The 21463-nt window shown below is 66.3% G+C and carries 20 protein-coding genes; 11 read left to right on the top strand and 9 right to left on the bottom strand.

Features of this window, described 5'->3' with window-relative positions; translation table 11 throughout:
- Positions 1–99: 99 nt before the first annotated feature.
- Positions 100–1149, bottom strand: a complete 1050-nt coding sequence (locus P0X85_RS09855; RefSeq protein WP_275812169.1) for an NAD(P)/FAD-dependent oxidoreductase — start codon at positions 1147–1149, stop codon at positions 100–102.
- A gap of 52 nt (positions 1150–1201) precedes the next feature.
- Between P0X85_RS09855 and mnmC2 the strand changes: the two genes are divergently transcribed.
- Both mnmC2 and P0X85_RS09845 read left to right on the top strand, forming a co-directional pair.
- Positions 1202–1876, top strand: a complete 675-nt coding sequence (gene mnmC2, locus P0X85_RS09850) for a tRNA (5-methylaminomethyl-2-thiouridine)(34)-methyltransferase MnmC2 (RefSeq protein WP_275812166.1) — start codon at positions 1202–1204, stop codon at positions 1874–1876.
- On the top strand, positions 1869–2741 hold the full coding sequence (locus P0X85_RS09845) for a DMT family transporter (protein WP_275812163.1): 873 nt from the start codon (positions 1869–1871) through the stop codon (positions 2739–2741). Before mnmC2 ends, P0X85_RS09845 begins: the two co-directional genes overlap by 8 nt.
- On the opposite strand, the gene P0X85_RS09840 is transcribed toward P0X85_RS09845, so the two are convergent.
- Entirely contained in the window at positions 2738–4675 is a 1938-nt protein-coding gene (locus P0X85_RS09840) for a lytic transglycosylase domain-containing protein (RefSeq protein ID WP_275812160.1), read from the bottom strand. The two genes, P0X85_RS09845 and P0X85_RS09840, sit on opposite strands and share 4 nt — an antisense overlap.
- Before the next feature lie 145 nt (positions 4676–4820).
- Between P0X85_RS09840 and dapA the strand changes: the two genes are divergently transcribed.
- Positions 4821–5693: a 4-hydroxy-tetrahydrodipicolinate synthase gene (dapA, locus tag P0X85_RS09835; RefSeq protein ID WP_275812156.1), complete on the top strand. Its 873-nt coding sequence runs from the start codon at positions 4821–4823 to the stop codon at positions 5691–5693.
- A gap of 123 nt (positions 5694–5816) precedes the next feature.
- On the opposite strand, the gene P0X85_RS09830 is transcribed toward dapA, so the two are convergent.
- From P0X85_RS09830 to P0X85_RS09805, 6 genes are read right to left on the bottom strand one after another with little or no spacing between them, the layout of a single operon-like run.
- A complete protein-coding gene (locus P0X85_RS09830) occupies positions 5817–6221 on the bottom strand; it encodes a Na+/H+ antiporter subunit G (protein WP_275812153.1) in 405 nt (134 codons plus the stop codon).
- A 7-nt stretch (positions 6222–6228) separates the two neighbouring features.
- Positions 6229–6498, bottom strand: a complete 270-nt coding sequence (locus P0X85_RS09825) for a K+/H+ antiporter subunit F (protein ID WP_275812149.1) — start codon at positions 6496–6498, stop codon at positions 6229–6231.
- The gene (locus tag P0X85_RS09820; protein ID WP_275812145.1) at positions 6495–6986 is read right to left on the bottom strand and encodes a Na+/H+ antiporter subunit E; all 492 of its coding nucleotides are present in this window, start codon (positions 6984–6986) and stop codon (positions 6495–6497) included. The genes P0X85_RS09825 and P0X85_RS09820 overlap by 4 nt, the downstream gene beginning before the upstream one ends.
- A gap of 13 nt (positions 6987–6999) precedes the next feature.
- Positions 7000–8691, bottom strand: coding sequence for a monovalent cation/H+ antiporter subunit D (locus P0X85_RS09815; protein WP_275812532.1), 1692 nt, complete (start codon positions 8689–8691; stop codon positions 7000–7002).
- Positions 8691–9038 carry a Na+/H+ antiporter subunit C gene (locus P0X85_RS09810; protein ID WP_275812142.1) on the bottom strand — a complete coding sequence of 116 codons (348 nt, stop codon included), beginning with the start codon at positions 9036–9038 and terminating at the stop codon, positions 8691–8693. The genes P0X85_RS09815 and P0X85_RS09810 overlap by 1 nt, the downstream gene beginning before the upstream one ends.
- Positions 9038–12040, bottom strand: coding sequence for a monovalent cation/H+ antiporter subunit A (locus P0X85_RS09805; protein ID WP_275812139.1), 3003 nt, complete (start codon positions 12038–12040; stop codon positions 9038–9040). Before P0X85_RS09805 ends, P0X85_RS09810 begins: the two co-directional genes overlap by 1 nt.
- Positions 12041–12504: 464 nt before the next feature.
- On the opposite strand from P0X85_RS09805, the gene P0X85_RS09800 reads away from it, so the two are divergent.
- The 4 genes from P0X85_RS09800 to P0X85_RS09785 are packed head-to-tail and all read left to right on the top strand — an operon-like array spanning position 12505 to position 17341.
- Positions 12505–14157: an OpgD/OpgG family glucan biosynthesis protein gene (locus P0X85_RS09800; RefSeq protein WP_275812136.1), complete on the top strand. Its 1653-nt coding sequence runs from the start codon at positions 12505–12507 to the stop codon at positions 14155–14157.
- A complete protein-coding gene (locus P0X85_RS09795; protein WP_275812133.1) occupies positions 14154–14366 on the top strand; it encodes a hypothetical protein in 213 nt (70 codons plus the stop codon). The genes P0X85_RS09800 and P0X85_RS09795 overlap by 4 nt, the downstream gene beginning before the upstream one ends.
- Positions 14367–14370: 4 nt before the next feature.
- Positions 14371–16146 (top strand): glucans biosynthesis glucosyltransferase MdoH, encoded by a 1776-nt coding sequence (gene mdoH / locus P0X85_RS09790; protein WP_275812130.1) that lies wholly within the window; start codon positions 14371–14373, stop codon positions 16144–16146.
- Positions 16139–17341, top strand: a complete 1203-nt coding sequence (locus P0X85_RS09785; RefSeq protein WP_275812127.1) for an OpgC family protein — start codon at positions 16139–16141, stop codon at positions 17339–17341. The genes mdoH and P0X85_RS09785 overlap by 8 nt, the downstream gene beginning before the upstream one ends.
- Here P0X85_RS09785 and P0X85_RS09780 read toward each other — a convergent pair.
- Positions 17338–18249 carry a LysR family transcriptional regulator gene (locus P0X85_RS09780; protein ID WP_275812124.1) on the bottom strand — a complete coding sequence of 304 codons (912 nt, stop codon included), beginning with the start codon at positions 18247–18249 and terminating at the stop codon, positions 17338–17340. The two genes, P0X85_RS09785 and P0X85_RS09780, sit on opposite strands and share 4 nt — an antisense overlap.
- 109 nt (positions 18250–18358) lie before the next feature.
- Between P0X85_RS09780 and P0X85_RS09775 the strand changes: the two genes are divergently transcribed.
- The 4 genes from P0X85_RS09775 to P0X85_RS09760 all read left to right on the top strand — a co-directional run bounded on the left by P0X85_RS09775 (position 18359) and on the right by P0X85_RS09760 (position 21453).
- Positions 18359–18931 (top strand): FMN-dependent NADH-azoreductase, encoded by a 573-nt coding sequence (locus tag P0X85_RS09775; RefSeq protein ID WP_275812121.1) that lies wholly within the window; start codon positions 18359–18361, stop codon positions 18929–18931.
- 200 nt (positions 18932–19131) lie between these two features.
- Positions 19132–20625, top strand: coding sequence for a signal recognition particle protein (gene ffh, locus P0X85_RS09770; RefSeq protein WP_275812118.1), 1494 nt, complete (start codon positions 19132–19134; stop codon positions 20623–20625).
- 1 nt (position 20626) lies between these two features.
- Entirely contained in the window at positions 20627–21160 is a 534-nt protein-coding gene (locus P0X85_RS09765; protein ID WP_275812115.1) for a GNAT family N-acetyltransferase, read from the top strand.
- Positions 21157–21453, top strand: coding sequence for a chorismate mutase (locus P0X85_RS09760; protein ID WP_275812112.1), 297 nt, complete (start codon positions 21157–21159; stop codon positions 21451–21453). The genes P0X85_RS09765 and P0X85_RS09760 overlap by 4 nt, the downstream gene beginning before the upstream one ends.
- Positions 21454–21463: the final 10 nt, after the last annotated feature.

The following is a 21463-nucleotide window of genomic DNA, read 5'->3' as shown; positions in this document are numbered from 1 at the left end:
GGGATATTTGACGCGATTGGAAGGGGAGACGTCTCTGCGTGTCCAATCGCCCGAAATATCCCGGGGGTGAGCGCGGCCCGCGCGAGAGGGCAGCGCCCCCTAGAGATTGTCCTCGACGCGAAAGCCCTCGGGGATCGCATCGCGCCCTTCCAGCACCAGATCGACCATGGTTTGCGCGACCTTGGGCGCCATGCCAAAGCCGATCTTGAAGCCGCCATTGGCGATGAAGTGGCCGGGCCGCCCGGGCCAGGCGCCGAGCATCGGCGCGCGGGATTTGGCGCGGGGGCGCACACCGGCCCAGCGGTCGATGACTGGCGCATCGGCGAGCGCAGGGCAGAGGCGGCGGGCCTTTTCGACCAGCGCGTCGAGTTGCGCATCCGTTGCCGCGCCGTCCTCGAACTCGCGCTCCGAGGTTGAGCCGATCGCCACCGTCCCATCGGCATGGGGCACGATATGCAGGCTTTCGGCATAGACCTGCGGCGCGTCCGGGGCGTCATAGCGCAAGAGCGCAGATTGGCCCTTCACACCGCCTCCGACCGATTTGCCAAGTGTCCGGGACAGCTCCGCCAAGCCCTCCGTCCCGGTCGCATGGATCACCTGACCGATCTCCTCGGCTTCGCCTAAAACAATCTCTCCGCCCAGCGCCTCGATCGCGGCGGCAAGCGACGCGCCCGCCGCACGCGGGGCCGCGCGGGCGGTGAGCGTGTCGAACACGTAGAACCCGTTCGGCGCGGCGGGGGCGAGCGGCCCCAGATCGCCGCCCTCGACCACGCGCCATTCCGCAAAGCCCTGCCAAAGCATCGCGGCCTGCGCGGCGCGCTCCTGTGCGCGGGCCACCTGTGCGGCGTCCATCAGCGGTTGCACGCGTCCGGTGCGCGCATAGCCCGCATCCTTGCCTCCGGCCTCGCGCGCCGCGGTCCAGAACCCCTCGGCCATCCGCAGGCTCTCGAATTGAAACTGTTTCTTGGGGTTCCAATTCTCCGGCACATGCGGGGCCAGCGCGCCCACCGTGCCGCCCGAAGATCCGGCCCCGATCCCGCGCGCCTCGATCAGCCGAACGCGGGCACCCCGGCGCGCCGCCTCGAACGCGATCGAGAGACCGAACGCGCCCCCGCCCCGCACTGTCAGCTCTACGCGCCCGCTTGCCATTCCCGCGTCCTTTCGCCACTGTCGCGCTCTGATCCCCAAGGACCTACCCGCAATGCCGCCCCCTGACCAGAGCCAAGCCGCCCTCGACTGGCGCGACGGATCGACCCCGGTCTCGACGCGCTTTGACGACCCCTATTTCTCGCTCGCGAACGGGTTGGCCGAGACGCGCCATGTATTTCTGGACGGCAATGACCTGCCCGCGCGGCTAGCCCCCGGTTTTCACGTGGTCGAGCTGGGCTTTGGCACCGGGCTGAACCTGCTGGCGCTGCGCCTGATTGCGCCCGAAGACGTGCCGATCCGCTTCACCAGCTTCGAGGCCTTCCCGATGAGCGCCGCCGAAATGGCGCGCGCGCTTGACGCCTTTCCCGAGGCGCGCGCCGTGGCAGATCCGCTGCTCGACGCATGGGCGCGGGGCGAGACCCGGTTTCAGTTCGGCCCGATCGCGGTGGAAATCGTCATTGGCGATGCGCGAGAGACGCTGCCCGCGTGGGAAGGGCGCGCGGATGCGTGGTTCCTCGACGGGTTTTCGCCCGCAAAGAACCCAGAGCTGTGGGGCGAGAGCCTGATGGCGGAGGTCGGGCGCCATACCGCGCCGGGTGGCAGCTTCGCGACCTATACCGCTGCTGGCTTCGTGCGCCGGAACCTTGCCGCAGCGGGCTTCGAGGTCAGCCGCGCGCCGGGCCACGGGCACAAGCGCCACATGAGCACGGGCCGCAAACATGGCTGAACAGGACACCCGCAAGGGCATCTGGCTGATGGTGGCGGTGACCTTCATCTTCGCGATGCAGGACGGCATCTCACGCCATATCGCGGGCGAATATAACGTCTTCATGGCGCTCATGGTGCGGTTCTGGTTCTTCGCGGGCTTCGTGATCGTGCTGGCTGCGCGCGCGCCCGGCGGTTTGAAAAAGGCCACCCGCTCGGCCCAGCCCTTGGTCCAGATCGTCCGCTCGGTCATCATGATCGTCGAGGTGATCGTCATGGTGCAGGCGTTCGTGCTGCTCGGCCTCGTCGAGACCCACGCCGTTTTTGCCTCTTATCCGCTGATCGTCGCGGTGCTGTCCGGCCCGATCCTTGGCGAAAAGGTCGGTTGGCGGCGCGCCATCGCCATCGCCATCGGTTTCGTTGGCGTGCTGATCATCCTCGAACCGGGCTTCGGCGTGTTTTCCGCCAAGGCGCTGGTGCCGCTCGCCGCCGCGTTTCTCTTTGCGCTCTACTCGCTGCTCACCCGCTATGTCGGGCGCAAGGACCCGGCCTCGGTCTCGTTCTTCTATACCGGCGTGGTGGGGGCCATCGTGGTCACCGCCATCGGCCTGCCCTACTGGGAGCCGCTCGCACCGGCCGACTGGGGCTGGATGGCGGTGCTCTGCCTGACCGCATCGACCGCGCATTTCCTGCTGATCAAGGCCTATGAGGTCGCCGAGGCCTCCGCGATCCAGCCCTTCGCCTATCTGCAACTTGTCTGGGCGGCGGGGCTGGGGATGATCGTGTTCGACGAAGTGCTCGAACCCAATGTCGCCATCGGCGCGGGCGTCGTGGCGGCAGCGGGGATCTTCACCATTCTGCGCACGGGTCGCAAGCGCCGGAGCTAGCGCGCTACGCCCCGCAGATCGGTCGTGAATTTGACCGCCGGCAGACCCAGCCGCGCGCGGTAAACCGGCAGGCTCTCGGCCACCCGCATGACGTAGTTGCGGGTCTCGTCGAAGGGGATCATCTCGACCCAATCGACCACATCCACCGCGCCCACACGCGGGTCGCCCATCTCGGTCATCCAGCGGCGCGGCCGCCCCGGCCCGGCATTGTAGCCCGCCGCGACCAGCACGATCGAGGGGCCAAACTCCTCGCGCAGATGCCGCAGGTAAGCCCCGCCCAGCCGCGCATTGTAGGTGGCATCCGTGGTCAGGCGCGCCTCCTGATAAGGCTCGCCGATCTCTTCGGCCATCATCTTGGCGGTGCCCGGCATCACCTGCATGAGCCCCATAGCCCCCGCATGGCTGACGACCCGATGATCGAACTCGCTCTCGCGGCGCGCAATCGCCAGCACCAACTCTTCGGGCACGCCAAGATCATGCGTCGTCAGGTCGGGGATCGGGTAATAGGCAGGCACCAGCACCACCCCGTCCGAGGCCGCCCGCTTGCCCAGCCGCAGCGCCAGATGCGTATCCCTCCAATCGAGCGCGAGCGCCGCCAGCGGCGCGATCTGCTCGGGCGGCAGGCTCTCTTCGAGATGCAGCAGGAACCGCTCGGCCAAGGCATCCTGCCCCGCTTCGCGCAGCAAGAGCGCCGCCTGAAAAACGCTGCTCTGCTCGAAAGGCTGGCCGCGCCAATCGGGCAAGGCCGGGCTTGCCGACAGGGCCGGGTCCAGCGGCTGGCCCAGACGCTCGGCGGAGAGCAGCCCGTAATAGGCCGTCTGCCAGCGCGCGCCCTCGGCAAAGGCAGCCTTGGCCGGGCCCATCTGCCCCATCTGCTCCAGCGCCCGCCCCTGCCAATAGGCCGCGCGCGAACTGCTGATCGGGCTGGCGACGACATCGCCCATGGCCTCGAAATGGCGCAGCGCGGTCGGCGCATCGCCCAGCTTCAGCGCGGCATAGCCCGCGAGCCATTCGAGATCGGCGTAATCGCTGCCATGATCGCTCAGCCGATGCCGCGCGGCGATCTTGTAGGCGCGGCGCGGGTTGCCGTTGCGCAGATCCCAGCGCGCCATCCGCGCGCGCACATCCGCCCACAGCGCCGGGTCGCCCAGATGCGCGGCGCTTTCCGAGCGTTCCAGAATCAGATCGGCGGCGCCATCCTCAAACCCCATCCGCCAGCGCCAGACCGCGCGATCCCGCGCGAGCCCATAAGACCCCATCATCCGCTCGGGGATCGCCTCGATCAGCGCGTCAACGCCCGCCGTGCGCGCCTGAAGCGCAATCCGCGCCGCCGCAACCGTCCTGGTCCCCGGCGTCACCAGATCGAGCATCCGCCGCGCCTGCGTCAAATCGGTACGGTCGAGCATCGTCTGCATCCGCCCGCCATGATGGGGCGTGACCCATGCCGCGTGCCGCTCCAGAAAGGTGGCCTGATCCTCGGCGCTGAGATCCAACTCACGCCATGCGGCCTCGGCCACGGTCTGCGCCTTGGTCGCCTCGCCCATGCTTTGATAGGCCGCGATCAGCGCCAGCGCGCCCGCGCCGGTCAGCGGCGCATGACCCGAGAAATAGGCGATGATCTGTTCGGGCGTGCCCTCGTCCAGAACCGCCTCGCCCTTGCGCCGCAACAGCGGCATGCCGGGCCAGTTCGCGCGCCGCGCGGCAAAATCCGCGTAATCGGCGAACCGCCCCTCGCCCGCGCGCAGCCGGTGCCATTCCACGATGTCGAACGCGAGCGGCCCGGCGATGCGCGATTGCGCCTCTGCGGCGGGCCAGTCTTTGCGGCCAACCGCCGTCATCGCCTCGGCCAAGGCCTGCGCCCCCGTGCCCTGCGCAAGCCCCGGCGCGCCCAGCGCCGCGGCCAGAACGGCCGCCATGAGAATTCGTCTGATCATCGCCCTGCCCGGTCGTTTTCCCCTACCTGCCTGCATCCGCGCGCCCATGCAATTCACAAGTTGGCAAGCGCGCGCGCCTCGCATAATGTCCGCCCGATTTCAACCGGGCCGAATCCGGCCTGAACGCAATGCAAAGGAGCGTGTCATGTTCAAAGGGTCCATCCCCGCACTCATCACGCCGTTCAAGAACGGCGAGCTGGATCTGGACACGCTCAAGAAGCTGGTCGAGTGGCATATCGAGCAGGGCAGCCACGGCCTCGTGCCGGTCGGCACCACTGGCGAAAGCCCGACGCTGAGCCATGACGAACACAACACCGTCGTGGCCGAAGTGGTCAAGGCCGTCGCGGGCCGCATCCCGGTGATCGCGGGCGCGGGCTCGAACTATACCCGCGAGGGGATCGAGCTGATCCAGCATGCCGAAGCCGCAGGTGCCGATGCCGCACTGGTGGTGACGCCCTATTACAACAAGCCGACGCAACGCGGGCTGATCGCGCATTTCACCGCGATGCACGATGCCTGCACCCTGCCGATCGTGATCTATAACATCCCCGGCCGCTCGGTGATCGACATGAGCCCGGCGACGATGGGCGAGTTGGCGAAACTGCCACGCATCGTCGGCGTGAAAGACGCGACCGGCGATCTGAGCCGCGTGGCCAAGCAGCGGATGACCTGTGGCGCCGATTTCGCGCAAATCTCGGGCGAGGACGCGACCGCCGTCGGCTTCAACGCGATGGGCGGCGTGGGCTGTATCTCGGTCACCGCGAATGTCGCGCCGAAGCTCTGCGCACAGATGCAGGAAGCGACGCTTGCGGGCGATTACGCCAAGGCGCTGGCTTATCAGGACAAACTGATGCCGCTGCATGAGGCGATCTTTGTCGAGCCGGGTGTCGCGGGCGCGAAATACGCGATGTCGCGGCTGGGCCTGTGCTCGGACGAGGTGCGCCTGCCGCTGACCGGGCTTCTGGACAGCACCAAGGCGCAGCTCGACGCGGCCCTTGCCCATGCCGGGCTGCTCTGAGGTCTGACAGCACTCAGCACATTGCGAAAGGCGCGAGGGCCCCCCCTTCGCGCCTTTTTCCTTGGAGCGTGCCGGGGGCTCTGCCCCCCGGACCCCCGGGATATTTCAAGCGATTGGATGGGATCAGCCTTTGCGGGCCTCTTCCGCCTCTTCGAGTTCCTCGGCCGAGGTGTCGGCATCGGCCTGATGCACCGCCCATTCGCCCTCGCCATGCGGGCGCGGGAGTTTGTCGGAGGGCCAGTCCTTGAAGATATTGGCCTTGGCGATGAAATGCGCGCTGATCGGCGCGGTCAGGAACAGGAAGATCGTGATCATCAGCTCATGCAGGGTCAGATCGTCCTTGAACACGCCGAACCAGATCATCGACGCGATCAGCACCGCGCCCACGCCCAGCGTCGCCGCCTTGGTCGGCGCGTGCAGCCGCGTCATCGGGTCGGGCAGTTTGACCAGCCCGAAGCTGCCGACGAGGCCAAAGAACCCGCCGATCACGAGCAGTGCAGAGATCAGGATTTCCCAGAACAGTTCCATATCGCCCTCACTCGATGATATCGCCGCGCAGCAGGAATTTCGCGTAAGCCACGGTCGCCACGAACCCGGTCATCGCGTAGAGGATCGAAGCCTCGAAGAAGATCGCCGTGCCTTCCCAGATACCGAACAGCACCAGAAGCCCGATCGCATTGATCGCCATCGTGTCGAGAGCCAGCACCCGGTCGGTCACACCCGGCGCGTGCACGACGCGGTAGAGGTTGAACAGCAGGGCCACGGAAAAGCATGAAATCGCGAATATCAGCGCATAGGTGATCATTCGAAAATCTCCTTCAGGCGGCGTTCGTAGCGGGCCTTGATGTCGTCGCGCACCCCGTCGGGATCGGGCGCGTGCAGGCAATGCACCAGGAGGCTATGCCCATCCGCCGCGATCTCGGCGGTGAGCGTGCCGGGCGTCATCGTGATCGTGCCGGCAAGCACCGTGATCGATTCCGGCTCTACCAGATCGAGCGGCACCGTCACCCATGCCGGTTGCAGCTTCGATTTCGGCATGAACAGCACGATCTTGGCCACCACGAGGTTCGAGACGATGATGTCCCACAGCACGATCAGCACATATTCCACGATCTTCGGAAAGCGGCGGATCACCGGGCGGTCGGGCCAGTAAGGCGCGGTCACCCACGGGATCACCAGCCCCATGATCACGCCGAAGACCAGCGAGTTCATCGTGTAGCTATTGGCCAAAAGCAGCCAGACCACCGTCAGGAGCAGCGTCAGATGCGGGTGCGGGAGCAATTTGCGGATCATTCCTGCCTCCTTCTCAATGCGCCGCGGCGGGCGCGCTCGCGCCCGTGTCGTGGCCCGTGTCATAGCCCGTGTCATGGCCCGTATCGGCGGCCTCTTCCTGCACCTCGGCCTCTAAGGCGACATGCGGCTCGGCCCCGTGGTCAGAGCCGTAGCCCTTCTTCTCGTAATAGGCGCGCTCGGCCTCCATGGCGCGTTCATAGGCGCCATCCATCACCGCCGAGATATAGGCTTGCGGCGCGTGAAGCTGGGCGGCAGTGCCTTGCAGCCAACCGCTCAGCGGACCGGCCAGCACCGTCATGGCGACCAGCCCCGCCAGAAGCCCACCCGCCGCGGTAAAGGCCAGACCCGGCGACGAGGCGTCCTTCGGCCCCTCGGGGGTTTCGCCCTCGGCGGCATAGGATTTCCAGAACACCTCGGACCCCGCGCGGCCAAAGCCCACGATGGCGATCAACGAGGTAATCAGGATCGCCGCCCAGACCAGCCACTCACCGCGCAACGCGTCGAGGATCATCAGCTTGCCAAGGAAACCCGACAAGGGCGGCATCCCCGCCATGGCGATGGCGGCGGCAAAGAACATCCCCGACAGGAGTCCGTGGTTGATCATCTTCGGCGCAGGCCGGATCGCGAGACCATCGGCGCCCCGGCGCTCCTTGACGAGATCGGCGATGAGGAACAGCGCCGCCGCCGCCAGCGTCGAATGGATCATGTAGTAAAGCCCCGCCCCGGTCGCGGCCTGATCGAACTGGCTGAAGGCGAGCATCATCGTGCCGACCGAGCCGATCACCGAATAGGCGACCAGGCGGCCCATGTCGCGCGCGCCCAGCACGCCGACCATCCCGATCACCAGCGACACCAGCGCGGCGGGCAGCAGCACCTCGCCCGCAAGGCCGCCCGTGATGCCATCCGCCGGGAAGATCAGCGTATAGATTCGGACGATGGCGTAGACGCCGACCTTGGTCATGATCGCAAAAAGCGCGGCCACCGGACCCGGCGCGTTGGTATAGGTCGCGGGCAGCCAGAACTGGAACGGCACCAGCGCCGCCTTGACCGCGAAGACCAGCATCAAAAGCACCGCACCTACACGCAGAAGCGCCGTATCCCCGGGCGACATCTGCGCCACCTTCTGCGCGAGGTCCGCCATGTTCAGCGTGCCGGTCACCGCATAGATCGTGCCCAGCGCGAACAGGAACAGCGTCGAACCGGCAAGGTTATAGACGACATATTGCACGCCCGCCTTGAGCCGCTTCTCGCCGCCGCCATGGATCATCAGGCCATAGGAGGCGATCAAAAGCACCTCGAAGAACACGAAGAGGTTGAACGCATCGCCTGTCAGAAACGCGCCGTTCACCCCCATCATCTGGAACTGCATGAGCGAGTGGAAATGCCAGCCGCGCTTATCCCAGCCCGAGCCGATCGCATAGAGCACCACCGCAAGCCCAAGGCTCGCCGTCAGCACCAGCATCAGCGCCGAAAGCCGGTCGAGCACGAGGACGATGCCGAAAGGCGCCTCCCAGTTGCCAAGCCGGTAGACCTCGGGCGGGTTCTGCGTGGCCGAGACCGCCAACACGATCGACAGCACCAGAAGTGCGACCATCCCCGCGACCGAGAAGACGCGCTGCGTGCGCAGGTCGAACCGCATCCACAGCACGATCAGCGGTGCGAGGAACGCCGGAAGGACCACCGGCGCGACCATCCAATGTCCCATCATTGATCGGCCTCCTCTTCATCGAGGTCGATCCGGTCATTGCCCGCCTCCACAAAGGCACCCAGCGACAGCATCACCACCACCGCCGTCATCCCGAAGGAGATCACGATGGCCGTCAGCACCAGCGCCTGCGGGATCGGGTCGGTATAGCCCGCCGTCTCTGCCCCGGCATGGTCGAGGATCGGCGGCAGGTTCACCGCCAGCCGCCCCGTGGCGAAGAGGAAGATGTTCACCGCATAGGACAGCATCGCCATCCCCAGAACGACCGGGAAGGTGCGCATCCGCAGGATCAGGTAGATCCCCGCCGCGGTCATCACGCCGATGGCGCTTGCAACAAGAGCTTCCATTACTGCGCCTCCCCTTTCTTCGATTTCTTCTTCTTGGTTTTGGGTTTGGGCGGATCGTCCGGTGGCGGCGCGTCGTCATTGCGCGCACTCGTATAGCCGCGCGCCTCAGCGAAGCGTTTCGGCAAGAGCGTCTCGCGCGGGAACGGGTTCAGCTCCTCGGGGCTGCGCGCCTCGGGCTTCTCGGCGACGATATGGGCGTAGACCGGCTCTGCCCCGACCGCCGCGCGCCGCGCCAGACGGCTCAGACCGCCAAGCGCCAGCAGCACCGAGCCGACAACGCCCAGGAACACGCCAAGATCAAAGCCCGCCGCCGTGGCCAGTTCGAATTCCTCAAGGCCCGGCAGTTTCACATAGCCATAGGCCGAGGTCAGGAACGGCTTGCCAGCGAACCACGCCCCAATACCCGTGATGCCCGCCGCCAGCACGCCCAGCCCGATCAGCACGTGGTAATAGACCTTCTGCCGCGCCTGCGTCCACGCAAAGCCCGACGCCATGTATTGCATCACGAGCGCAATCGAGACGACCAGACCTGCGATAAAGCCCCCGCCCGGCAGGTTATGCCCGCGCAGGAAGATGAACACGCCCACCAAAAGCGCAATCGGCATCATCACCCGCGTCCCGATCAGCAGCATGATCGGGTGCTTGTCGCCCGCCCGTGCCACATCGGGCCGCCACGCGATCAGCTTGCGCGACGAAGCCCCCTGCAACAGCGCCTCGGTCAGCGCAAAGATCACCAGCGCCGCGATGCCCAACACGATCACCTCGCCATAGGTGTCGTAGCCCCGGAAATCCACGAGGATCACGTTCACCACATTCGTGCCGCCCCCCAGATTGTAGGAATTGGCCAGATGATAGCCCGACATCGTCGGGAAGGCGAAATCGCGCATCATCAGCGCGTAGATCAAAAGCCCGGTGCCAAGCCCGGTGACCGAGGCCAGCGCGATATCGAACACATGGCGCATCTGACCGACGCCGCGCTGCGTGACCTTGGGCAGGAAGTTCAGCGCCAAGAGCATCAGCACGGCGGTGACCACCTCGACCGAAAGCTGCGTGAGCGCAAGGTCGGGGGCCGAGAGATAGATGAAGCACACCGAGACGATCAGCCCGACGATCCCGATCAGCACCAGCGCAAGGATGCGGTTGTGGTGGAACGCCACGACCGACCCGGCCGCCGTCACCAGCATGATCCAGCCGACAATCGCGACCGGCGTCACAGGCAGCATCTCACGCGTGGGCGGCCCCATCGCGCCGCCCGACCACGCCCAGACGCCCGCAGCCAGCGAACCGGCGGTAAACAGGATCAGATAGCGTGCCATCGAGCCGTTATGCAGCGCCGCCGTGACCCAATCCGAAGCGCGCTGAACCACCGCGACAATCGCCTCGAAGATCACCTTGGCCTCGGGGCGCGGGGTCGCCTCCCAGAGCGCCTTCAGCGGCTTGAACATCGCCAAAAGGATCAGACCGCCCACCACCGCGACCACAGACATCATCAGCGCGGGCGTGACCCCGTGCCAGATCGCCAGATGTGTATGGACCGCCTCACCGATCACCGCACCCGCCGCCATATCGACGATCCAACCGGCGAAGGTCGCGGGCATGATCCCGATCAGCAGCACCAGAATGACGAGGAACGCGGGCGAGGCCCACATGCCAAAGCCCGGATCATGGGGCTTGTGCGGATAGTCGTCGCGCACCGGGCCAAGGAAGCCATGCGCGATGAACCGGAACGAATAGGCCGCAGAGAACAGCGCCGCGACCGCTGCCACCAGCGGCACGATCCACGCACTCCCCGCCCAGACCGTATGCGCGGCCTCTTCCAGCATCAGCTCCTTCGACAGGAAGCCGTTGAAAAGGGGAATCCCCGCCATCGACAGCGCCGCAATCGTGCCGATCACGAAGGTCACTGGCATCAGATGCCGCAGCCCGCCCAGACGCTTCAGGTCCCGCGTATGCGCCTCGTGATCGACGATGCCCGCCGTCATGAAGAGCGCCGCTTTGAAGGTCGCGTGGTTGACGATATGGAACACCGCCGCAATCGCCGCCGCCTTGGTGCCAAGCCCCAGAAGGAAGGTGATCAGCCCCAGATGCGAAACGGTCGAAAACGCCAGAAGCGCCTTCAGATCGTCCTTGAAAATCGCGATCTTCGCGCCGATCAGCATGGTGATCAGACCCGTCGTCGCCACGATGTAGAACCATTCGGGCGTCCCCGCCAGAACCGGCCAGAGCCGCGCCATCAGGAACAGCCCCGCCTTCACCATCGTTGCCGAGTGCAGATAGGCCGAGACCGGGGTCGGCGCCGCCATCGCGTGCGGCAGCCAGAAATGGAACGGGAATTGCGCGGATTTCGTGAAGGCACCACCAAGGATCAGGATCAGCGCGGGCAGGTAAAGATCCGAGGACTGGATCGCCTCTTTCTGGGTCAGGATCACCGAAATATCGTAGCTGCCCGCGATATTCCCGAGGATCAGCATCCCCGCGATCATCGACAAGCCCCCCATCCCCGTCACGGTCAGCGCCATCCGCGCGCCCTGACGGCCTTCGGGCAGGTGCTTCCAATAGCCGATCAGCAGGAAGGAAGAGAGCGAAGTCAGCTCCCAGAAGACAAGCAAAAGCAATATGTTATCCGAAAGGACGATGCCCACCATCGCGCCCTGAAACAAGAGCAGATAGGTATAGAACTGCCCCACCGGGTCCTGATTGCTCAGGTAGTAGCGCGCATAGAGAATGATCAGCAGCCCGATCCCAAGGATCAGCGTCGCGAACAGCATCCCCAGCCCGTCGATCATGAAATTCGCGTTGAGGCCAAGCCAGGGCAGCCACTCGAACTTCGCCTCGACGACGCCTCCGGCCAGAACGGTCGGCAAATGCAGCAACAATCCCAGCAACGCCAGCCCCGAGGTCAGCCCCGCCGCCATCGCGGCATGGTTTCTCCCGGTGCGGATCAGAATTGCAGGCAGGCAGGCGCCGATGAAGGGCAAGGCGGCGATGAGGGCTGGCGACATCGTTTCTCCGGTCCGTACGGGTGGCGGGCCTCGAGGGCGCATTTCCTGCGCTTCTGGCCATTTTCAAAGGGTTTACCCTAAGTGCGGTCGCCCCGTTCCGGTGTCAAGGCTAACCGGCCCCGATTCCGGGACGTTAGCGCCCGTAGTGCACCGATTCTCCCGCGCGGCCTTGCCGCGACTCGCCCCGGCACCGGCGCGTGCAGCCCGGCCAGAACCCTCGGCCCGCCCCCTTTCGTGAAACGCAAGAAAATTGCGCATTCCCCTTCGCAAGCGCAGCAATCGGCGGGAAATCGCCCCCTTTTTCCGACCCCGTCGGCAGGTTTGCGCGAATTGCAATCCCGTCACGCGGCTGTGACAGGGGTTGCGCGTTGATGACGCTTGCAAAAACGCCATCTCTGTGGCTTAGCATCGCCGAAAATCCGGCGGAAATCCCTCGGATAACTCCCTTAGAACTATCGGAAAACATGGATCACACCCCGCGCCACGCTCTTTCGCACCCGACCCGCCGCAGCCTGCTGCGCGGGCTTTCGGCGCTCGCCGTTCTCGGCGCCTCCACCGGGCTGTCGGGCTATGCCCGCGCGCAGGATGTTCCGGCCGCGCCGGCCCCCATGCCGACCGATGCCGCAGCGCAGCAATCACTGCCGCCGTTCTCCTTCGATGCGCTCTCCGAGGAGATGCGCGCCGCCGCCAGTGCCGAACCCGGCCCGCGCGCCACGTTGCCCGAGGGGTTTCTCGCGACGCTGACCTATGACGATTACCGTCTGATCCGCTTCAACCCGGACCGCGCACGCTTCTCCTCCGAGGACAGCCGCTTCCGCCTGCACGCCTTCCACCTCGGCTGGCTCTTCAAAGAGCCCGTGCAGATGTTCGAACTCGAGGGCGAGACCGCGCGCCCGATGGCGTTCAATACCGACGACTTCATCTATGAGCGCGAGGCGGCCGAGCATGCGCCCCAGCACATGGACCTGCCGGGCGTCGCGGGCTTCCGCCTGCACTACCCGCTCAACCGCCCCGACATTTTCGACGAGCTGATCGCTTTTCAGGGCGCGTCCTATTTCCGCGCGCTTGGCCGTGGCTCGCTCTATGGCATCTCGGCACGCGGCCTCGCAGTCAACACCGGCCTCTCGGTCGCCGAAGAGTTCCCGCGCTTCACCCGCTTCTGGATCGAAAAGCCCGCAGCGGGCGCGGGCCGCATGACCCTCTTCGCGGCGATGGAAAGCGCCTCCCTGACCGGCGCCTACCGCTTCACCATCATCCCCGGCGACGAGACCGTGATCGAGGTCACCGCGCGTCTGTTTTTCCGCACCGATATCGACCAGCTCGGCATCGCGCCGCTGACCTCGATGTTCCTCTATGGCGACCGCAACCGCGATCAGTTCAACGACTTCCGCCCACGGGTCCATGACAGCGACGGCCTTGCGATCACCCGCGCCGATGGCGAACAGGTCTGGCGTCCGCTGGCGAACCCGCCGCGCCTCGCGTCGAGCTACTTCACCGAGACCGCGCCGCAAGCCTTCGGCCTCCATCAGCGCGAGCGCGATTTCGACGCCTACCAAGACGCCTCCGCCCATTACGAGCGCCGCCCCTCGCTGCGCGTCGAGCCGCTGGGCAACTGGGGCAAGGGCGCGGTGCGCCTTGTGGAAATCCCCTCCGACAAGGAAGTGAACGACAACATCGTCGCCTTCTGGGTCCCCGAGGACAAAGCCCGCGCCGGCGAAAGCCGCGAATATTCCTATCGGCTGATCTGGGGCGACCTGCCCGTCGATCCGGCGGCGGAACTCGCCCATGTCACCGCATCGCGCGCGGGCGAAGGCGGTGTGTCGGGCGTCGAGAACACCGATGGCACCCGCAAATTCGTCATCGACTTCAAGGATGGCGTGATCGCGGGCCTGCCGCCCGAGGCCTCCGGCCCCGAGGGCGCGCTCAAGGCCAATACCACCATCTATAACGGCGAGATCGTCACCCAGACGCTCTTCAAGATCCCTTCGCAAGGGATCTGGCGCCTCGTGCTCGACGTGCATGCCGAAAACGGCGCCACCGTGGAACTTTCCGCTCATCTCTCGGGTTGGGGACGCAGACTCTCCGAAACATGGGCTTATCAATGGATCAAGGCATGACCGCACCTTTCTCTCCCGTCGCGGCACGTCAAACCGCGACCCGCGCCCTCTCGCCCGAGGCCCTTCTGGCCGGTCCGGGCGCGCTTCCCGATGCGCCGATGGCGATGCCTGCGCAAGAGCTTGAACACCCGCAGGGCCTCCTGCGCCGCATGATCGCGGCGCTGCTGCCCGACCGGTTCGCCGCGCCCTCGGCGGGCGCGCGGCTCTAGACCCATGACCCCCCGCCCGACCGGCGCGCTCTACGCGCTGCGTGGCCTCGCCCTCGCCCTCGCGGCGATTGCGGGGCTTGTGGCGTTCTGGCTCTTCCTGCAATTCGGCGATGCCGACGGGCTGGACCTGCTCGATGTCGCCCGGGCGCTCCTGATCCTGATCTCGACGCTCTGGCTCGCATGGGGCGCGGTGCAGGCGCTGATCGGCCTCACCTCGCAGGCCAAGGCCCCGCCCAGCGACACCGACGCCCCGATCCGGGGCCGCAGCGTGATCCTGATGCCGGTCTATAACGAGGACCCGACCACGACCTTCACCCGCGTCGCCGCCATGGATGCCTCGATCGCCGCAACGGGCGACCCGGCACGCATCGACGTGGCGATCCTCTCGGACACCCGAAACCCCGAGATCGCCCAGCGCGAGGAAACCCTCTTCGCCCGCCTCGTGGCCGAGCGCGACGCGCTGGGGCGCTTCTTCTACCGCCGCCGGGCGCAGAACACCGGCAAGAAGGCGGGCAATATCGAGGAATTCATCACCCGGTCCGGCGGCGCCTATGACTACGCGCTGATCCTCGACGCCGACAGCCTGATGGAGGGCGAGACCATCCTGCGGATGATCCGCCGGATGGAGGCCGAGCCGCGTCTGGGCCTGTTGCAGACCTTGCCGAAAATCACCCGCGCGCAGTCCCGCTTTGGCCGCGCGATGCAATTCTCGGCCAGCTTCTTCTCGCCCGTCTTTGCCCGTGGCCTCGCCATGATGCAGGGCGAGACCGGTCCGTTCTGGGGCCATAACGCGCTGGTGCGCGTGCGCGCCTTTGCCGAAAGCTGCGGCCTGCCCGTGCTGCGCGGCGCGCCGCCCTTCGGTGGCCATGTCATGAGCCACGATTACGTCGAAGCCGCGCTTCTGGCCCGCGCGGGCTGGGTGGTGCGGCTCGATGACGATCTCGAAGGCTCCTACGAAGAAGGCCCGGAGAACATCGTCGATCACGCCAAGCGCGACCGCCGCTGGTGCCAAGGCAACCTGCAACATTCGCGCATCATCGGCGCGCCGGGCCTGCGCCCGTGGTCGCGCTTCGTCTTTGCCCAAGGCATCATGGCCTATATCGCGCCGCTGTTCTGGATCGGCTTCCTGATCGCCTCGATTATCGCGCCGATGGTGGCCGCGCCGGTGAACTACTTCCCGGTGCCGGGCTGGCCCTTCCCCTATTTCCCGCCATCCGAGGCCTCCAAGGCCATCGGCCTTGCCATCGGTATCTTCGGCCTGCTCTTGCTGCCCAAGGTGCTGATTGCGACCTGCGCGGCGATGACGGGTCGCGCGCAGGGCTTCGGCGGCGCGCAAATCGCCTTTGCCTCGACGCTGGCGGAACTCGCGTTCTCCTCGCTGACCGCGCCGATCCTTCTGCTGTTCACCACCCGCTCGGTGTTTCAGGTCTTTCTTGGCCGCGATGGCGGCTGGCCCACGAACAACCGGGGCGACGGGCGGCTGTCCCTGTCCGAAAGCTTCGCCGCAAGCCACTGGATCACCTCGACCGGTCTGATCGGCATGGCGGCGACCTATTTCCTCGCGCCCGGCCTGTTCCTCTGGCTGCTCCCCGTGGGCCTGCCGATGATCTTCGCGCCGGTGCTTCTGTGGTGGTCCTCGCAGCCCTCCCGGAGCGCGCTGATGACCACCCCATCCGAGCTTGAGACCCCAGAGGTCCTCACGCTCCATGACACCATTCTCGCCCGCTGGCAGACCCCCGAGCCCGGCGCGCCCAACCCTCAGGTGGCCCGCAATGGCTAAGTCCCCGATCCCCGCCGGCACCCGCGACCCGCGCCTCGACATGTTCCGGGGTATCGCGCTGATGATGATCTTCATCAACCACGTGCCCGGCCAGATCTACGAGCAATTCACCTCGCGCAATTTCGGCCATTCCGACGCCGCCGAAGCCTTCGTCTTCATGGCGGGCCTCGCCGCGACGCTGGCCTATGGGCCGCGCATCGCGCAAGGCATCCGCTGGACCAGCATCCGCAAGGTCTGGGGCCGGGCCTGGACGCTCTATCTCGTCCATGTCTTCACCGCCTTCTGGGCCATCGCGATCATGTCCGGCGCCGCCCTCTGGTTCGGCGGCGAAGAGCTTCTGACCAAGAACGCCTTCAAGCCACTCCTGACCGAGCCCCTCGCCTTCCTGATCGGCATCCCGGCCCTCACCCACCAACTGGGCTACGTCAACATCCTGCCGATGTATGCCGTGCTGCTCTTGGGGGCGCCTTGGCTGATCCGGCTCGGGCAATATTCGCCGCGCCTCCTGCTGGCCTTCACCATCGGGCTCTGGGCGCTCACCGGGCAGTTCCGCCTCAACCTGCCCAACTTCCCCTTCGAGGGCGGCTGGTTCTTCAATCCCTTCGCATGGCAGATCCTGTTCAGCATCGGCATCCTGACCGGGCTGGCGCTGCGGCGCGGAGAACGCCTCGTCCCGGTCACGCCATGGCTGATCTGGCCCGCCGCGATCTGGCTTGTGGCGTGCGCGTTCTGGGTGAATTTCGAATGGGCGATGGCCACGCTCGGCCATGTCACCTGGCAGTTGCGCGAATGGGGCACGCCCTTCTATCTCGCGGGCTTCGACAAGACCTTCGTATCGCTGCCGCGCCTCTCGCACCTCTTGGCGCTCGCCTATATCCTGTCGCTGCCGGGCGTCATCCCCGCCTTCGCCGCCTCGCGCTATGCCGCGCCCTTCCGGCTTCTGGGGCGCCACGGCCTGCCGGTCTTCGCGGCGGGCACGATCCTCGCCATGCTCGGCCAGGCGATCAAGCACGTCCATCCGGGCGGGTTCTGGCAGGATACCGCGCTGATCTTCGGCGGGCTGGCGCTGCAACTGCTTCTGGCCTTCGCGCGCGAGAAACTCGCCCCGAAAGAGACCCCGGCCCCGCGCGCAAGCGCCCCCGCGCCCGAGCACGCCGCCGTGGCCACGCCCAAACCGCGCCTCGCCGCGCGTTAACCGGCCGCTTCCAGCCCCTCGATCCCGCGGCACAACTCCGCCGCCGTCTCCTTGAGCATCTTCACTGCCGCCTGCACCTTGGGCGTGCGGTGAAGGTCCACATGGGTCACCAGCCAGATATCCGAGGACCACTCGTCCCGCGGCGCCATCACCTGCACCAGACGCGGGTCGTTCGACCCCTCGATCCACGGCAAAAAGCCCAGCCCGATTCCCTGCCGGATCGCCGCCCATTGCGCCTCTTGATCGTTGGCGCGAAACACCACGGCTTCCTCGGCAACATGATCAGACAGCCAGCGGAAATAGGGCGCCCGCGCATCGCGCGCATCCGCGCCAATGAACCTGTGCGCCGCCAGATCGGTATCGCTTTCGGGGCGGCCATGCGCCTCCAGATAGGCCGGCGACGCATAAAGCCCCACGCGATGGCGCGCCAACGGCTGGACCACATTGTCCGGCTCCGTCGGGCGCCCGCCCGCGCGGATCGCCACATGCGCCTCGCCATATTCCAGCCGGAACACGCGCGGGTCGGTCAGATAGCGCAGCCGCAGCCCCGGATGGGCCTCCATCAGACGCGACAGCGCGGGCAACACCATCCCCGACAGCGTCAGAAGCGAGGTCACGATCAATTCGCCCGAAACCTCTTCGCCCGCGCCCGCGATCCGCGCCGCCAGTTGCGAGAACTGATCCTCCGTCGCCTGCCCGACCGCAAGGATCTGCTGCCCCGCCTCGGTCGGCGTGTATCCCCTCGGATGACGCTGAAACAGCTTCGTGCCCAGCCGCGCCTCCAGCGCATCGACATGCCGGATCACCGTCGCATGATGCACCCCCAGCGCCTCGGCCGCGCCTGAAACCGTGCCAATCCGGGCCACCTGAAAGGCCGTGCGGATCTCATCCCAATTGTCGATTGCCATATGTGCACCCATGAACATCTATAGCGCAATCATGCCAGTTGCGTTCCCAAGTGCAAAGAACAATATTTTCCGCAGATGCAAACACCTCCCAACCTGCCCGGAGACTGACATGACCAAAATTCTGCGGATCGACAGCTCGATCAAAGGCCCCGCCTCAGTTACCCGCAAACTCGCCGACTCCATCACCGCCCATATCGGCGGCGAGGTGATCGCCCGTGACGCGACCCAAATCCCGCTCATCGACGGCACCTGGATCGGTGCGGCCTACACCCCCGCCGACCAGCGCAACGACGCGCAGCGCGACACCCTCGCCCTCTCGGACGAGCTGATCGCCGAACTCAAAGCGGCAGATGTCGTCGTGATCGGCGCACCGATCTACAATTTCGGCGTGACTGGCCCGCTCAAGGCGTGGATCGACCAGATCTGCCGCGTGGGTGAAACCTTCCGCTACACCGATGCCGGTCCCGAAGGTCTCGTGCCCGCGAAACGCGTGATCGTGGCCTACGCCTCGGGTGGCGTGCCGCTCGGCTCGGGCCCGGATCTCGCCTCGGCCTATATCAAGCAGGTCCTCGCCTTCGTCGGCCTGACCGATGTGACCTTTGTGGCCGCCGAGGGCGTCGCCATGGGGGAGGCCGAGGCCATCGCCCGCGCCGAAGATCAGATCAAAGGCCTCGCCGCCTGATCCACACCTTCCCTTTTGCCAAAGGCCCGCGGTTGACTCCGTGGGCCTTTTCGGCATAAGGAACCCCAGATTCCCCGGAGGACCAACCCTCCGGTCCCGGCATTCGGTCGGGATCGCCACCAGTCAGCGCGTTGCGCCCACTGGTGCGCTTGTCGTTTGTTCATGGGCCACCGCGCGCCCGCCCGTCCCGGAGGACTGCCATGTTCGAGAGCCTTTCAGAACGCCTTGGCGGTGTTTTCGATCGCCTGACGAAGCAAGGCGCGCTCTCTGCCGATGACGTGAAAACCGCGCTGCGCGAAGTGCGCGTGGCGCTGCTTGAGGCCGATGTCTCGCTGCCCGTCGCGCGCCAGTTCATCAAGGCGGTCGAGGGCAAGGCGACCGGCGCCGCCGTCACCAAATCCGTCACCCCCGGCCAGCAGGTCGTCAAGATCGTCCATGACGAGCTGATCGAAATGCTGCGCGGCGAGGGGGAGGCCGACGCGCTCAAAATCGACAACCCGCCTGCCGCCCTGCTGATGGTCGGCCTGCAAGGTTCGGGTAAGACCACCACCACCGCCAAGCTCGCCAAGCGCCTCAAGGATCGCAACGGCAAGCGCGTGCTGATGGCATCGCTCGACATCTACCGCCCCGCCGCCATGGAGCAGCTCGCCATCCTCGGCACCCAGATCGGCGTGGACACGCTCCCGATCGTCAAGGGCGAGAGCGCCGTGCAGATCGCCAAGCGCGCCAAGCAACAGGCGACACTGGGCGGCTACGACGTCTACATGCTCGACACCGCCGGGCGTCTGCATATCGACGAAGTCCTCATGGGCGAGGTCCAGCAGGTCCGCGACGCCGTGGCCCCGCGCGAAACCCTGCTCGTCGTGGACGGGCTGACCGGTCAGGTCGCCGTCGATGTGGCGCAGGAATTCGAGGACAAGGTCGGCATCTCGGGCGTCGTGCTCACCCGTATGGACGGCGACGGCCGCGGCGGTGCGGCACTCTCGATGCGCGCCGTGACCGGCAAGCCGATCCGCTTCGTCGGCCTCGGCGAAAAGATGGACGCGCTCGAAACCTTCGAGGCCGAGCGTATCGCGGGCCGCATCCTCGGCATGGGCGACATCGTCGCCCTCGTCGAACGCGCGCAGGAAACGCTCGAAAAAGAACAGGCCGAGCGTATGGCGAAACGCTTCGCCAAGGGCCTGTTCAACATGAACGACATGAAGGGCCAGCTCGAGCAGATGCTCAAGATGGGCGGCATGCAGGGCGTCATGGGGATGATGCCGGGCATGGCCAAATACGCCAAGCAGGCCGAAGAGGCGGGCCTCAACGACAAGACGCTGAGCCACCAGATCGCGCTCATCAACTCGATGACCAAGAAGGAACGCGCCAACCCCGCGCTCCTGCAAGCCAGCCGCAAGAAGCGCATCGCCGCCGGTGCCGGCCTCGATGTGCAGGAACTCAACCGCCTGCTGAAAATGCACCGCCAGATGGCCGACACCATGAAGAAAATGTCCAAGATGGGCAAAGGCGGCATGATGAAACAGGCCATGAAGATGATGGGCGGCAAAGGCGGCATGCCCGATCTCGACAACATGAGCCAGGCCGATATCGAAGCCGCGGCCAAGGCGATGGGCGGCAAGCTGCCCGGCATGGGCGGGCTTCCGGGGCTTGGCGGCCTCGGCGGGCTCTCGGGTCTGGGCAAGAAGAAGTAACATGATCGCCCTGTCGCCCACCCCGGTCCTGATGACCGACCGCTTCGTGCTCCGCGCGCCCGCCGCGCGGGACTTTGCGGCGTGGCGCGACTTCATCCTGTCGGACCGCGGCGCGATCCTGCGCACCGAGCCTTTCGGCCTCCCGGAGGCATGGGTGAAATTCGCCACCATCCTCGGCCATTGGGTGCTGCGCGGCTACGGGCTCTTCATCATCACCGAGCATGACAACGATCGCGCGCTCGGCCTCGTCGGCCCGTGGTGCCCCGAAGGCCGCCCGGAACCCGAAATCGCGTGGTCCTGCTGGGACGCGACCCGCGAAGGCACCGGCATGATGGCCGAAACCGCCCGCGCCGCCCGCAGCTTCGCCTTCGACACGCTCGGCTGGACCACCGCCGTGAGCTACATCCTGCCCGGGAACACGCGCTCCGCCGCGCTCGCCCGCCGCCTTGGCGCGCAGCTCGACGCGACCGCCGCGCAACCCGCGCAGCCTTGCGATGTCTACCGCCATCCCAACCCGGAAAGGGCCGCCGCATGAGTGACGCCGTGACCCGCGCCGCCGCGCTCCTCAAGGAACACCGTGACAGCATCGACCGCCTCGACGCGGTGCTGATCTACACGCTGGCCGAACGCTTTGCCCAGACCCAGGCGGTCGGCAAGCTCAAGGCCGAACACGACCTTCCCCCCTCCGATCCCGCCCGCGAAGCGACCCAGATCGCGCGGCTCGAACGGCTGGCCGAAGAGAGCGGGCTCGACCCCGAGTTCGCCAAGAAATTCCTAACCTTCGTGATTGCCGAAGTGATCCGGCACCACGAGCAATTCCAGAAATGACGGGGCCGAA

It is taken from the genome of Pseudothioclava nitratireducens (assembly GCF_029210495.1).
Taxonomy (GTDB): Bacteria; Pseudomonadota; Alphaproteobacteria; order Rhodobacterales; family Rhodobacteraceae; genus Pseudothioclava; species Pseudothioclava nitratireducens.
This window is presented reverse-complemented; position numbering and strand designations above follow the sequence as displayed.

Bases quoted from the DNA above. Each gene is read 5' to 3' on its own strand.
- P0X85_RS09800 (WP_275812136.1), top strand. From the start codon at position 12,505: ATGGATCACACCCCGCGCCACGCTCTTTCGCACCCGACCCGCCGCAGC.
- P0X85_RS09760 (WP_275812112.1), top strand. From the start codon at position 21,157: ATGAGTGACGCCGTGACCCGCGCCGCCGCGCTCCTCAAGGAACACCGT.
- P0X85_RS09810 (WP_275812142.1), bottom strand. From the start codon at position 9,038: ATGGAAGCTCTTGTTGCAAGCGCCATCGGCGTGATGACCGCGGCGGGG.
- P0X85_RS09765 (WP_275812115.1), top strand. From the start codon at position 20,627: ATGATCGCCCTGTCGCCCACCCCGGTCCTGATGACCGACCGCTTCGTG.
- P0X85_RS09795 (WP_275812133.1), top strand. From the start codon at position 14,154: ATGACCGCACCTTTCTCTCCCGTCGCGGCACGTCAAACCGCGACCCGC.
- P0X85_RS09775 (WP_275812121.1), top strand. From the start codon at position 18,359: ATGACCAAAATTCTGCGGATCGACAGCTCGATCAAAGGCCCCGCCTCA.
- P0X85_RS09780 (WP_275812124.1), bottom strand. From the start codon at position 18,249: ATGGCAATCGACAATTGGGATGAGATCCGCACGGCCTTTCAGGTGGCC.
- mdoH (WP_275812130.1), top strand. From the start codon at position 14,371: ATGACCCCCCGCCCGACCGGCGCGCTCTACGCGCTGCGTGGCCTCGCC.
- P0X85_RS09830 (WP_275812153.1), bottom strand. From the start codon at position 6,221: ATGGAACTGTTCTGGGAAATCCTGATCTCTGCACTGCTCGTGATCGGC.
- P0X85_RS09805 (WP_275812139.1), bottom strand. From the start codon at position 12,040: ATGTCGCCAGCCCTCATCGCCGCCTTGCCCTTCATCGGCGCCTGCCTG.
- P0X85_RS09840 (WP_275812160.1), bottom strand. From the start codon at position 4,675: ATGATCAGACGAATTCTCATGGCGGCCGTTCTGGCCGCGGCGCTGGGC.
- P0X85_RS09855 (WP_275812169.1), bottom strand. From the start codon at position 1,149: ATGGCAAGCGGGCGCGTAGAGCTGACAGTGCGGGGCGGGGGCGCGTTC.
- P0X85_RS09820 (WP_275812145.1), bottom strand. From the start codon at position 6,986: ATGATCCGCAAATTGCTCCCGCACCCGCATCTGACGCTGCTCCTGACG.
- ffh (WP_275812118.1), top strand. From the start codon at position 19,132: ATGTTCGAGAGCCTTTCAGAACGCCTTGGCGGTGTTTTCGATCGCCTG.
- P0X85_RS09785 (WP_275812127.1), top strand. From the start codon at position 16,139: ATGGCTAAGTCCCCGATCCCCGCCGGCACCCGCGACCCGCGCCTCGAC.
- P0X85_RS09825 (WP_275812149.1), bottom strand. From the start codon at position 6,498: ATGATCACCTATGCGCTGATATTCGCGATTTCATGCTTTTCCGTGGCC.
- P0X85_RS09845 (WP_275812163.1), top strand. From the start codon at position 1,869: ATGGCTGAACAGGACACCCGCAAGGGCATCTGGCTGATGGTGGCGGTG.
- dapA (WP_275812156.1), top strand. From the start codon at position 4,821: ATGTTCAAAGGGTCCATCCCCGCACTCATCACGCCGTTCAAGAACGGC.
- mnmC2 (WP_275812166.1), top strand. From the start codon at position 1,202: ATGCCGCCCCCTGACCAGAGCCAAGCCGCCCTCGACTGGCGCGACGGA.
- P0X85_RS09815 (WP_275812532.1), bottom strand. From the start codon at position 8,691: ATGGGACATTGGATGGTCGCGCCGGTGGTCCTTCCGGCGTTCCTCGCA.